Here is a 10,147-nt window from a genome sequence, read left to right as displayed (position 1 = left end):
ACCTGCGAACCCACGGCCAGAAAGCCTCCAAATCCCCCAGCAGCACCTACAGTTCAGATTTCGATACCTTCAGAAATCGTGAACTCGCGGGGATTGCACCGGGGCCGGATCGACTCGCTCGGTCTGGACGAGAACGGCACACCTGCGCTGATCGAGTACAAGAAGGGCGCCGACAGCGGTGTCCTGTCGCAGGCTGTCTCCTACCTGTCGTGGTTGGACTCCGCACGCCATGAGTTCGAGGCACTGGTCAAGGAGAAGCTGGGCTCCGAGGCCGCCGAGTCGATCGACTGGCGGAACCCTCGGATGGTCTGCATCGCCGCTGGCTTCTCGCACCACGACCGAGTCGCGATGCACCGTCTGCGCGAGCGGGTCGACCTGGTGCGCTACCGCGTCTTCGAGGGTGGGCTGCTGAGCCTGCTGCTGATCGAGTCCACGCCCGGATCCGCGAGACCGATCTCGAATCGGCGCCAGAGCCGCGAGCGGGAGGTCACGGCTGGTGCCGCCAGCAAAGACGGGAAGACGTCCGCTCAGGCGACCGCTACCGCGGGTGCGATTCCTGGCTGCCTGCAGGACCTGTACGCCGAGCTGGACGAGGCCCTCACCGCCTGGGGCGAGGTCGAGGTGGCTCAGCTTCGGCACTACATCGCGTACCGCCGGATGGTGAACGTAGCCTCCGTCCTCTTCCGTCCGAAGCACGAGGCGATCCTGGTCTACCTCAAGGTCGACCCGGACACGGTCGAGTTGGAGGAGGGTTTCTCGCGTGACATGCGCGGTATCGGCCACCTCGGGACCGGCGACCTGGAGGTGCGTATCGCCTCGGCAGCCGACCTGGAGAAGGCTGGACCGCTGATCCGGCGGGCGTTCGAGGCGGCCTGACGCAAGAGGAAGGGCGGCTGGTGCGTCGGTTTCTCGATGCACCAGCCGCCCTCATCCGTCTGCGGTCCGTCGGCCCCGGGCCGGTCACTCTCACGCTCATGCCTCCGGTCCTGCCAGGACGAAGGCGTCCTGGGTCAGCTCCGCTCGGAGCCTCGCCTCGGCGACGTCGGCGTAATGCGTGGAGAGCTCGACCCCCACGAACTGTCGGCCCTCGCGGAGGGCGGCAACGCCTGTGGAACCGCTGCCGGTGAAGGGGTCGAGGACGGTGCCGCCTTCGGGGCAGATCTGCACGAGCTGCTGCATGATCTCGACCGGCTTCTGGGTGATGTGGACCCGGTCCTTGCGGGGCTGGGAGGCGATGAAGTGGCCGGGCAGGTAGAGGTCCCGGTCCTTTTCGAGGCTGCCCTTAACGCCCCAGACGATGAACTCGGCCGACTGCTTGAACCCGCCCTTGCGGGGCCGGCTGGCGGGCTTGATCCAGGGGATCGTGCCGCTCCAGGTCCAGCCCGCCATCTGCAGGGCGTCTGACGTGGTGGGCTCCTGACGCCAGTCGGAGAAGACCATGGCGACGGAGTGCTCGGTCGCGGCCCGGTACGCCTCGGTGAGCAGTGCGGTCAGCCAGCTTCGATAGCTCCGCTGGTCGCGGTTCTCGCCGGGGAAGTTCTGCAGGTCGTGCGCCGATCCGGCCGTGACGTACTTGGCGCGGGCGGTGCGGCCGGTGCGGTCCGAGCTGGTGCGTCCGCCGGAGTTGTACGGGGGGTCGGTGATGACGGCGTTGACGCTCTCGTCCGGGAGGGTCTTCAGCACGGTGAGGGCGTCGCCTCGGTGCAGCGTGTAGCTCATGTGCGGGGCCTCTTTCAGGGCATGACGGGACTGGGCCAGCTCCGGAGGGCGGTCAACAGCACGCGGTCGGAGCGGGGTTGTGCCGGAGGTTAGCCGCGATTTCCGGCCGCTCCTAACGAGCCGGTGCCTTGGTTCGGGCCCGGTTCGGTGGTCGTTTGGTGCGGCCGGAATCCCGGTCTACTGTCTCGCCACGTCACCGAGGCGGAGTCCGACTCTACCCCTGCTGACCTGTGCTGATCCGTGTTTCCGCGTCCAAGGACGCGGGCCGGAAGGCACGTTGACTCCCCGTTCCCGAAGCCGTGAGGAGACCCGGTGCACCGCCTGAGATTACGAGCGCGGCTGGCTGCCGCGCATGACCCGAAACCGGCGTCCGGGAGCTACCAACTCCCCTGACCCGGGCCCGCCCTGAGAGGCGGATTCACATCGGCGCGGTGTCGACGGCTTTGCACGAGAAGTCGGCACCGCGCCTCCTACGAACCGCGAGGAGCCGCTGCGATGCAGCACGCCCTGATACGCCCACGCCCTGACCCAACACCGTTGCCCGGCCGGGCTGTCCGCCCCGGCGAACGGCGCCGGCGATGAAGAAGACCACCGGAGCAGTCGTCGGTCTCTTCGCCTCCGGTCCGCTCCTGCTGGCCGTTCCGATCCTCGCCGTCGGGGCCGGGAGTGCCTCGGCCTCCTGCTCGGCTGGCGGTACACAGGCTGTGGATACCTCAGCCGTCGCCGCTCAGGTGAAGGCGATCCTGGACGGCGGAGGCAAGGGCACGGTCTCCGTGCCGGGCCTGGACGACCCTGCCGAGCAGATCCCCAACGCCAAGACCATCCAGGCCACCGGCGTCGCGATGAACATCCCGGCCCGGGGCCAGATCGTGGCCCTGGCGACCGCCCTGCAGGAGAGCGGCCTGCGGAACCTGACCTACGGCGACCGCGATTCGCTGGGCTTGTTCCAGCAGCGGCCGTCGCAGGGGTGGGGCACCGCGAACGAGATCCTCGACCCGGTGCACGCCTCGACGAAGTTCTACGAGGCGTTGGAAAAGGTCTCGGGCTGGCAGTCCCTGTCCGTCACCCAGGCAGCCCAGGCGGTGCAGAGGTCCGGCTTCCCCGAGGCTTATGCGAAGTGGGAGCCTCTGGCCACCGCCTTGCAGCAGGCGATCGAGCCGCTGCTGTCGAAGGCCGGCGGCACGTCGCCGAGCCCTTCGTCGTCCGGCTCGGACAGCACGGCCAGTGCTGCGTCGAGTACCGCGAGCGGCTGTACGGCCGGCGGGGACGGCACCGACTTCGGAACCATCCCGCCCGGCGCGGTGCCGACCGGATACAAGATTCCGGCAGACGCTCCGACCAAGGTCCAGACGGCGATCCGCTGGGCGCTCGGCCAGCTCGGCACCCCGTACCAGTGGGGCGGGAGCTGCACCGACTCCCACGGGAGCGACCCCACGGGCCGCTGCGACTGCTCCTCCCTGATGCAGCAGGCGTACAGGGCCGCCGGGGTCACCCTCACGCGGACGACGTACACGCAGGTCAAGGAGGGCAAGCCGGTATCGGTCGACGCTCTCCGGCCCGGTGACCTCGTCTTCACCGAAGGGACCGCCAAAGTCCCGGAACACGTCGGGATGGTCGTCGGCCAGGGCCTGATCGTGCACGCCCCGCGCACCGGCGACGTGGTCCGCCTCGCGACCCTCGCGTCCTGGAAGCCGCAGATTCTCGCGGCCCGCCGAGTCGTCTGACCGGCCCGTCTCCCCCTCCCCCTCCTGCCCTGGCGCTTCGCCCCCTCGGGCTTTGGTGTGCACTAAATCGAACTGGAGTTCACAATCATGTACCTCGTCGACAAGGTCGTCCAGCTCGCCTACGACCCCGGGATCAAGCCGAACGAGGGCGGGCTGCCGGGCCTGGCCGTCCTCAAGCAGGTGATGGGCTCGATCAACCTCTTCGGGATCATCGCCGTGGTCGGCGCGCTCGCCGTCAGCGCGGGCGTGTGGGCCTGGGGCCACCACTCCGGCGGCCACCAGGCCGAGGCCAACGGCAAGAAGGGCGTGCTGGTCAGCGCCGGCGCGGCCCTCCTGCTGGGTGCCGCGAACGGCGTGGTGGCGTTCTTCAGCACGCTGGGGAGCCAGGTCCGCTGATGTCTCCCCGCTCCACGAACCCCGGCGGCGCATCTCGCGTGCGCCGCCGGGCGCTGCTCGGCACCGCTGTCCTGATGGTGCTCGTCGCCCTCGCCGGCCTGGCCGCCTACCTCACCCGCGACGGCAGGACCTCCTCCAAGGCTCCCGCACCGCAGGTGAGTTCGGCTTCCCCGTCCTCCCCGACCGGTTCTGCTTCCGCCTCGTCACAACCGCACGGCAGCCGCGGCGAACTCCCCGTTCCCCCGTCCACGCACGACCCGATCGCCTTCGGCAAGGCGGCAGCCGCAGCGCTGTGGTCGTACGACACCCGCGCCTACTCCCAGCGCGAGCTGGTGGCTGCCCTGCGCGGGTGGCTGACCAGCGAGAAGAAGTACGCCGACACCGCCTCGGTCGACGCGCTCGTCCCCTCGCGCGTGCTGTGGAAGGAGATGGCCGCCAACGGCCAGTTCGCCACCGCCAAGGTGAACGAGGCGCACTTCCCCGACTCGTTCACCCAGGCCCTCCAAGCGGACCCCGGGGCGATCACCACCGCGTACGTCTACGCCGTGACGGTCTCCGGCAAACAGTCGATCGCCTGGAAAGGCTCGTCGCACGGCGGCGCCGAGAACCGCGTCACCACCCTCGCGGTCCAGTGCCGTCCCTCCCAGCCCTGCGCCTTGGCCGGTGTCCTGTCGGCCGTCGCTCCCTGACCCCCACCCCAGAAAGGAGGTACCGCCATGGGAGTCTGCGACTTTCCGCTGATGGACAAGGTCTGCGGCGCCGTCGACTTCGCCACCAACCCCGCCGGGACCGTCACCGACGGCATCGGGGCCTGGATCGCGAAGTCAGCGGGCGAGCTGGCCGCCAGCGCGGCCGATCTCGCCGCCAGGGCCGTCAACGAGACCACCGCCATCGATCTCAACGCCGGTTGGTTCCGGGACAACTACGAGCTGCTGTTGCCCATCGGTCTCGCCCTGACCGTCGGCACGTTCTGCATCCAGTTGATGCTCGCGGCCTGGCGACGTGACGAACGCGCACTCGCCCAGGCCGCGATCGGCACGATGACCGGCGTCCTCTTCTCCTTCTGCGCCGTCGCCTTCACCTCCGTCGCCATCACGGTGGTCGACGCCCTGTCCGACGGCCTGTTCCAAGCGGCCAACACCTCGGTGGACGACGCGATCCGCCGCGTCATCAAGGTCAACCAGTTGGGGCCGATGTACGCCCTCGGCTGGACCATCCCATCCCTGGTCGCCTTCGGCTGCGCGATCGGCGCGTTCATGTACTGGGGCGTGATGGTCGCCCGCAAGGTCGGCGTCCTGATCATGGTCGCCCTCGCCGTCTTCGCCGGAGCCGGTGGTGGCTGGGAGGTCGCCAAGCGCTGGCGGAGGGGGTGGATCGAGGCAACCGCCACTCTGGTCGTGTCAAAACTGCTGATGACCGTGGTCTTCCTGATCGGCGTCTCGGCCATGGGCAAGTCCGACGCCACGGACGGCATGGCCGCCCTCTCCGACGCGATGGCCGGCATCGTCGTGATGGTCCTGGTCCTGCTCTGCCCCTACGCGACCTACAAGTTCGTCCACTGGGCGAGTGACGGCGGCGGACACGACGACCTGCACCGTACCGGCGTCGCCGGCATGGCGGTCGCCGCAGGCGCGGCGAAAACCGCGGGCAGCCTCGCGATGCAGGCCAGCACCGGCACTCCCGCTCCGCAGGGGCCGAGCAAGGTCCCCGGCGCGGGCAGCGACGGTGTCGCCTCCGGCATCAACCCCACCGGCGGAAACCTGAGCAAGGAGGGCATCGACGCCGGGCCTCCGAAGCCGCAGACCCGCTTCCGGTACGGCGAGGACCCGAACGCCTCCGGCGACAAGGGCCGCGCCCTGATCCAGCGCCCCGGCATCCCCGCGCTGATCACACGGCCTGCCAACAGCGAAGCAGGAGGCTCCGAGGGCGCTCCCTCCGCCCCTCAGCCCGCTGGCGCGTCGATTCCGGGCGGCAGCTTGACCCGCGTAGGTGCCGCTCCGCCCGGCGGTCCCGCCGCACCACCGCCGCCCTCCACCGGTCCGTCGGCGACCGGCTCCCCGACTCCGACGAACTGGGTCTACCCCGACCAGCCGCCGTCCGGGTCCTGACCCACCACCACCGGGGGCGGGCTGCTTCCCTCCAGCCCGCCCCCTTCCCCCCGAACACCCCGAAAGGGAGTCCGGTCATGACCTCCAGAAGAGCGCCACGCCTCCGCCTCGTCCCGCCCGCTCCCACTGTCTGGAACCGCCATGTCTGACAACCGCCAGGCCGAAGTCACCACGGCCACCGTGAAGTTCCCGCACCGCAGCAGGCGCGGCATCCTGCTCGGCCTGACCGCCCCGCAGCTGATCGTCGTGAGCCTCACCGGCCTGCTCCTGCTCGCCGTGATCCTCGCCCGTGGCGTGGTCGGCGCTCTCGAACTCATCCCTCTGTGGGCCGGCATCGCCCTGCTTGTCTTCGTCCGCTACCGAGGCCGGGCCCTGGCCGACTGGGCGCCGATCGTCACCCGGTACGCGCTCCGCCGGATGCGGGGCCAGCTGATCTGGCTCGCCCGCCCCTCCCGCCGACCGGTCCGCGAAGGACTCCTCCACCTGCCGGGTACCGCCGCCAGCCTGCGCGTGGTCACCGCACCCGACCGCCGGTACGGCGCGGTCCACGACCCCCACACCGGCAGGCTGACCGCCGTCGTCAAGGTGTCCTCCCGCGCCTACGCGCTGCTCGACCCGGGCACCCAGAACGCCAACGTCAACGGCTGGGGCCGTGCCCTCGCCGCGCTGGCCCGCACCGGCCAGGTCGCCCGGATCCAGGTGATCGAGCGCACCGTGCCGGACTCCGGCGACGCCCTCCGCCGGTACTGGGAGGAGCACGGCCGGCCCGATGCCCCGGTGGCCGGCCAGGTCTACAGCGAGCTGATCCAGAGCGCCGGCCCGGCCGCTGCTCCGCACGAGGCGTACGTCGCGGTCTCCCTGGACGCCAAGGCCGCCAGGCGGCTGATCAACCAGGCCGGTGGCGGTCTGACCGGGTCCTTCAGCGTCCTGGCACAGTTGACCTCGACCTTCGACCAGGCCGCGCGCACCGCCGGACTCAACCCCACCGGCTGGCTCACCGCCCGCGAGATCGCGGCAGTCGTACGAACGGCGTACGACCCCAAGGCCCTTTCCGCACTGGACCGTTGGTCCTCCTCCGGGCGCCCCGAGGCCGACGCGGACGCGGCCGGCCCGGTCGTGGTCGTCGAGAAGTCGGACCACATCGCGACCGACTCCGCCGTCCACTCCACGTACTGGGTGGAGAACTGGCCCCGCACCGAGACGTCGGCGGGCTTCCTGCACCAGCTGCTGTTCACCGCCGGGGTGCGTCGGACCCTGTCGCTGTCGTACGAGCCGAAGGGGCTGGACGCCGCCCTGCGTGATGTCCAGCGCAAGAAGGCCAGTGTGATCGCGGACGCAGCCGAGCGAGCGCGGCGCGGCCAGGTCGACTCCGAAGCGGACTCCATCGAGTACCAGGACATCAAGTCCCGTGAGCGCCAGCTCATCGCCGGCCACGCGGATGTCGCCCTGACCGGCCTGCTGACCGTCTCGGCCGACTCCGAGGAGGAACTTCGTTCCGCCTGCGCGGTCGTGGAGACCGCCGCGGTCGGCGCCCAGCTCGACCTCCGGCCTCTCACCTGGCAGCAGGCCGAGGCGTTCACCGCCGCCGCCGTGCCGCTCGCCCTCGCCGTCTGATGCCGGCCCTCCTCCCTTCCGAAAGAGCACCGCCATGTCCCGCACCGCCAGCCCGACCGGGCAGGACTTCGTGCCCTTCGCCACCGCCGCGCTCGACTTCCACCGCGCGCTCAACGTGCCAGGCGGTCCTCTCGTCACCACTCGCGCCGAGCTGGACGCCCTACACGCCCACCTCGTCTCGCTGCACGGCCTGCTCGATGCCCACGCCGCCCGAACGGGCCGGCTCACGCCGATCGAGCGTGACCAGCTCAGCGCCGCCCGCACCCGGATCTGGCAGGCCGCCGACCACGTCCACGCCGCCTACCACGCGGCCCCCCGGCCCGGCTCCGGTGAGGTCCCCGACCGCGAGGCGTGCCAGGCCGGCCTGCCGGAAGGCGCACCGGAACTGACCATCTGCCAGCGCCACCAGCGCACCGCGCTCCTGGTCCGACGCCGTACCACCCCGGCCGACCTCCACGCGCCGTTCACCGGCCTCGTCCGCCACTGACCCTGCCTTCCGTCTGGAGAATGACCCGGGCCGTCGACATGCTTCAGGCCGAGGGCTTCGACGTCTCGTGCGATCCCGGCCTGCTCGACCCCAGCCTGCCGCCCCCTGACCATCAGGGACTCAGCCTCGGCGACCGGCTCGGCCACCTGACCCAGTCCATCCAGTCGGCGTCGCACACGGGCGAGGTCGTCGCCGCGCTGAGCGAGCTGACCGCTCCCGGTGACGGCGTTCTCCAGCGCGTCGCGGAGTCCCTCAACACGACGGCCGACTGGTGGGAAGGCCTGAGCGAACCCGCCGATCCCCACTACGCGAACCGGCTGCGTTACATCGCCCAGAAGCTCGACTCCTACGCGTTGGACATTCGGTCCATGCGCGGCGTGCTGGCCGACCGGCACACCGACCACCCCGGCAGGCTCCAGGCCCGGGTGGACCAGCTCGCCCCGAAGGAACCGGCGGCGTCCCGGGTCGCCGCCGCTCTCGCGGTCTCGCCGACCGCACGGCGCACGGCCCCAGCCGCGCCGCCGTCAGCTTCAGCCGCACCTCCCTCCCTGCCTCCCGCCCGGCCCTCGTCCGCGCCCGGTCGCTGACCGCTGCCCAGCTTGGAGCCCGCCATGTCCCGCACCAGCAGAACCGTCCCCGCCCTCGACCGCCCCGCTCCCCCTGCGCCCATCGGACGGATCCGCCATGCCCACCCCCGAGCACGACCCGCTTCCCGACATCGCGGTCGGCCGCCACCCCGACTTCGGCATCGTCGCCGCCAACCCCAAGCAACTGGCGGCAAGCACCTGGATGTTGAAGGGATTCGACTTCCATCCCGTTCCCGACCACCCCAACCTGTACGCGCTGGCCAACCAGCAGCGTGATGGGCAGGGCCGCACCACCCGGGCCGTCGCGCTGCTGCGCAAAGCCGGCTACCGGGTCGACGTGGACGCCGCGTTCGACCCCTCGCCGAACTCCGGACCAGCGCCCGCCCCCGACCGGCCCCCGCGCGTCGAGCCGGACATCGCGTTCGCCGAACACCCGCAGCTCGGCGTGGTCGCCGCCACCGCCGACGGTTCCTCCGCTCTCGGCGGCCGACTCATCCTGGAAGAGCACGGCTGGCGGCACAACCCGGACCTGGACATCTACACGCTGCCCATCACCACGCACCGCAGCGAGGCGCTCGACAAGGTCGCCACCGCTACGCTGGCGATGCACCGGGCCGACCTCCAGGTGGCCGTGCAGCCCCTCCGCCCAGGACGTAGCCGCGCGCCGCTCACCCGCGCCTACGACGGCAACGCACCACCAGCGCAACCAGGGCTTCACCACTCACAAGTTCCCCATCAGCGCCACCGCGCTCGCCGCCAGTCCCGCCCACAGCGGCCTGCCCGGTAAGGCGCCGGCTGCCACGCCCGCCGCCTCCGGCCCGACGGCCCGCACGGTGGACCCGCGCATCGCGTTCTCCCGCAACCGCTGACCTAACTCCCGTAAGGAGCCCTTCCCATGGCCGTGAAGACCATTTGGCAGATCACCCATTCCTGTGGGCACCAGGCTCGGCGAGACCTGTCCGACCGGGCGGCCGACCGTCGCGCGGGGTTCGCCGAGTGGCTCGCCAAGCAGGAGTGAACCGATTGCTGGCGTGCCGCGAAGGAGGGCAACGAGCAGGACAAGGCCGCCTGGCTGGAGGCCAAGCACGCCGAAGAGCAGGCCGAGTCCGAAGCCTGGTCGGAGCAGTACCGGATGCCGCCCCTCGAAGGCCGCGAGCGCGCCGTCGCTTGGGGCGTGCGCTGCCGCCACCAGGTCCTGGCTGCCGCCTACACCGCTCTGGTCCTCGAAGGCGAGACCAACGAGGCGGAGTGGGAAGAGATCGAGGATACGGCTCGCACGATCACCCGCGCCGGGTGGTGGATCGACCAGCGCTCCTCCGAGCCCGGCGACCTGACCGAGTTGCTCAAGGCGGCCACCGTAGCCGACCGGCCCACCGAGAACCCCCACTTCTGACCGCCCGGTGCCCCGTTTCGGCGGGGCACCGTGCCTGAACCGCTGCGCCACTGCCGGCGGCAGGGCCCCGGTTCCTGTCCGGGGACCGGGGCCCTGGTAGCCGGCAACATCAGGTGGGG

10 protein-coding genes and 1 pseudogene are annotated in these 10,147 nt (G+C 70.9%); 10 read left to right on the top strand and 1 reads right to left on the bottom strand.

Features of this window, described 5'->3' with window-relative positions; translation table 11 throughout:
• Window positions 1–78: 78 nt before the first annotated feature.
• On the top strand, window positions 79–876 hold the full coding sequence (locus ABZ659_RS33490; RefSeq protein WP_360227935.1) for a DUF5655 domain-containing protein: 798 nt from the start codon (window positions 79–81) through the stop codon (window positions 874–876).
• A gap of 96 nt (window positions 877–972) precedes the next feature.
• Here ABZ659_RS33490 and ABZ659_RS33485 read toward each other — a convergent pair whose 3' ends face one another.
• The gene (locus ABZ659_RS33485; protein ID WP_360227932.1) at window positions 973–1,719 is read right to left on the bottom strand and encodes a DNA methyltransferase; all 747 of its coding nucleotides are present in this window, start codon (window positions 1,717–1,719) and stop codon (window positions 973–975) included.
• 578 nt (window positions 1,720–2,297) lie between these two features.
• Between ABZ659_RS33485 and ABZ659_RS33480 the strand changes: the two genes are divergently transcribed.
• The 9 genes and pseudogenes from ABZ659_RS33480 to ABZ659_RS33440 all read left to right on the top strand — a co-directional run bounded on the left by ABZ659_RS33480 (window position 2,298) and on the right by ABZ659_RS33440 (window position 10,028).
• Complete coding sequence (locus ABZ659_RS33480) at window positions 2,298–3,443, top strand: C40 family peptidase (RefSeq protein ID WP_360227929.1); 1,146 nt, start codon at window positions 2,298–2,300, stop codon at window positions 3,441–3,443.
• Window positions 3,444–3,530: 87 nt separating this feature from the next.
• A complete protein-coding gene (locus ABZ659_RS33475; protein ID WP_360227926.1) occupies window positions 3,531–3,839 on the top strand; it encodes a DUF6112 family protein in 309 nt (102 codons plus the stop codon).
• Window positions 3,839–4,528 carry a hypothetical protein gene (locus tag ABZ659_RS33470; RefSeq protein ID WP_360227924.1) on the top strand — a complete coding sequence of 230 codons (690 nt, stop codon included), beginning with the start codon at window positions 3,839–3,841 and terminating at the stop codon, window positions 4,526–4,528. Before ABZ659_RS33475 ends, ABZ659_RS33470 begins: the two co-directional genes overlap by 1 nt.
• Window positions 4,529–4,555: 27 nt before the next feature.
• A complete protein-coding gene (locus ABZ659_RS33465) occupies window positions 4,556–5,947 on the top strand; it encodes an ATP-binding protein (RefSeq protein WP_360227921.1) in 1,392 nt (463 codons plus the stop codon).
• A gap of 141 nt (window positions 5,948–6,088) precedes the next feature.
• A complete protein-coding gene (locus ABZ659_RS33460) occupies window positions 6,089–7,561 on the top strand; it encodes an SCO6880 family protein (protein WP_360227919.1) in 1,473 nt (490 codons plus the stop codon).
• A gap of 34 nt (window positions 7,562–7,595) precedes the next feature.
• Window positions 7,596–8,048 (top strand): DUF6238 family protein, encoded by a 453-nt coding sequence (locus ABZ659_RS33455; protein ID WP_360227916.1) that lies wholly within the window; start codon window positions 7,596–7,598, stop codon window positions 8,046–8,048.
• A gap of 20 nt (window positions 8,049–8,068) precedes the next feature.
• On the top strand, window positions 8,069–8,635 hold the full coding sequence (locus ABZ659_RS33450) for a hypothetical protein (RefSeq protein ID WP_360227914.1): 567 nt from the start codon (window positions 8,069–8,071) through the stop codon (window positions 8,633–8,635).
• Between the two features lie 97 nt (window positions 8,636–8,732).
• Window positions 8,733–9,422, top strand: coding sequence for a hypothetical protein (locus tag ABZ659_RS33445; protein ID WP_360227911.1), 690 nt, complete (start codon window positions 8,733–8,735; stop codon window positions 9,420–9,422).
• 108 nt (window positions 9,423–9,530) lie between these two features.
• A pseudogene (locus ABZ659_RS33440) lies at window positions 9,531–10,028 on the top strand (hypothetical protein).
• The last annotated feature ends 119 nt before the right edge of the window (window positions 10,029–10,147 follow it).

The sequence above is a fragment of the Streptomyces sp. NPDC006997 genome (assembly GCF_040635175.1).
Taxonomy (GTDB): Bacteria; Actinomycetota; Actinomycetes; order Streptomycetales; family Streptomycetaceae; genus Streptomyces.
This window is presented reverse-complemented; position numbering and strand designations above follow the sequence as displayed.

Excerpts from the sequence above, each read along its gene's own strand:
- ABZ659_RS33465 (WP_360227921.1), top strand. The coding sequence starts at position 4,556 with ATGGGAGTCTGCGACTTTCCGCTGATGGACAAGGTCTGCGGCGCCGTC.
- ABZ659_RS33470 (WP_360227924.1), top strand. The coding sequence starts at position 3,839 with ATGTCTCCCCGCTCCACGAACCCCGGCGGCGCATCTCGCGTGCGCCGC.
- ABZ659_RS33460 (WP_360227919.1), top strand. The coding sequence starts at position 6,089 with ATGTCTGACAACCGCCAGGCCGAAGTCACCACGGCCACCGTGAAGTTC.
- ABZ659_RS33480 (WP_360227929.1), top strand. The coding sequence starts at position 2,298 with ATGAAGAAGACCACCGGAGCAGTCGTCGGTCTCTTCGCCTCCGGTCCG.
- ABZ659_RS33450 (WP_360227914.1), top strand. The coding sequence starts at position 8,069 with ATGACCCGGGCCGTCGACATGCTTCAGGCCGAGGGCTTCGACGTCTCG.
- ABZ659_RS33475 (WP_360227926.1), top strand. The coding sequence starts at position 3,531 with ATGTACCTCGTCGACAAGGTCGTCCAGCTCGCCTACGACCCCGGGATC.
- ABZ659_RS33445 (WP_360227911.1), top strand. The coding sequence starts at position 8,733 with ATGCCCACCCCCGAGCACGACCCGCTTCCCGACATCGCGGTCGGCCGC.
- ABZ659_RS33455 (WP_360227916.1), top strand. The coding sequence starts at position 7,596 with ATGTCCCGCACCGCCAGCCCGACCGGGCAGGACTTCGTGCCCTTCGCC.
- ABZ659_RS33485 (WP_360227932.1), bottom strand. The coding sequence starts at position 1,719 with ATGAGCTACACGCTGCACCGAGGCGACGCCCTCACCGTGCTGAAGACC.